General features: G+C 66.0%; 1 protein-coding gene. It reads left to right on the plus strand.

The annotated features are described in order from the left end of the window. Positions 1-265: 265 nt before the first annotated feature. Positions 266-1,324 carry an IS110 family RNA-guided transposase gene (locus ACL03I_RS39300; protein WP_412808639.1) on the plus strand — a complete coding sequence of 353 codons (1,059 nt, stop codon included), beginning with the start codon at positions 266-268 and terminating at the stop codon, positions 1,322-1,324. The last annotated feature ends 21 nt before the right edge of the window (positions 1,325-1,345 follow it).

Genomic DNA, 1,345 nt, shown 5'->3' on the forward strand with positions numbered 1-1,345 from the left:
TGAGGTTCCGACTTATATCTCCGGTAGCGGTTTCGTGGTCGGGGTAGCTCCCCGTAGCGTGCCGCAGCGGGCCGGGTGGTTTGACTCCTGAGGTTCCTGTCGCCGCAGCATTTTCGGGCTGACTCTGCGGGGGTATGTCGCGCCACCCGGCCTGCGTTCGCGGCGTGACCGAAGAGAGGCATGACCACAAGTACGGGCAAGGTACTGGAAGTCGGATTGTCCGCCGCGGATCCCCACCCGAACAGGAGAGAGGGACCCGTTACCCATGGTCGTTATCGGTGTCGATCCGCACAAGAGCACTCACACCGCCACCGCGGTGGACCCGAGCACAAACATCGATCTCGGTTCGATCCGGATCGAGGCCACCTTGGCCGAATACCGACGACTGATCGCGTGGGCCAGGCGGTGGCCGCAACGGCAGTGGGCGGTGGAGAACGCCGACGGACTCGGACGCCATCTGGCTCGATGGCTGATCGCACGTGGTGAAACGGTGCTGGATGTGCCGACCACCGCGACGGCGCGGGTGCGGGAGTTGTCCCGCGGCGGCCGACGCAAGAACGACCGGATCGACGCTGCCGCAGCGGCCTGCGTCGCCGCACTCCAAGGTGAAGGCCGCCTGGTCGTGCCCGACGAGCACTCCGATGCGCTACGGATGCTGGACGAGAGACGAAACAACCTCTCCGCCAGCAGGACCCGCACAGTCAACCAGCTGCACGCACTGCTGAGGGAACTACTGGCCGGCGGAGCCCCGACCGGCCTGAGTGCGAACACCGCCGCCGCTGCGCTGCGGGGGTTGCGGGCACAGACGCTCTCCGATCGGGTTCGCGTGGGTCTGTGCAAGGATCTCATCGCTGATGTTCGACGCCTCGACCGGCAGCTGGCCACCAACCAGGACGATATCGATCAGTTGCTCGTCGAGCACGGCACTCGGCTACGGACAATCGACGGTATCGGTCCGGTGCTGGCGGCTCGGCTCATCGGCCGCACCGGCCTGGCGACCCGCTTCGCGACCGCAGCCGCGTATGCCACCTACAACGGAACCGCGCCCGTTGAGATCGCCAGCGCCGACCGTCGGATTCACCGGCTCAGCCGCTACGGCGACCGGCAGCTCAACGCTGCGCTCCACACCATCGCCATGGTTCAGGTCCGAATGCCGGGCAGCGCTGGGCGTGCCTACTACGACCGCAAGGTCGCCGCTGGATCGTCACACCGTGCCGCCATGCGCTGCCTGAAACGACACCTGTCCAACACCATCTGGCGAATCATGATCGCCGACGAGGCTCACAGACGTCGACATCCTGCCGACTGTTCCTCTGCAGCTTGACAAATAGAGAGGCACCCCCGC

Source organism: Nocardia sichangensis (genome assembly GCF_047200615.1).
Classification (GTDB): Bacteria; Actinomycetota; Actinomycetes; order Mycobacteriales; family Mycobacteriaceae; genus Nocardia; species Nocardia sichangensis.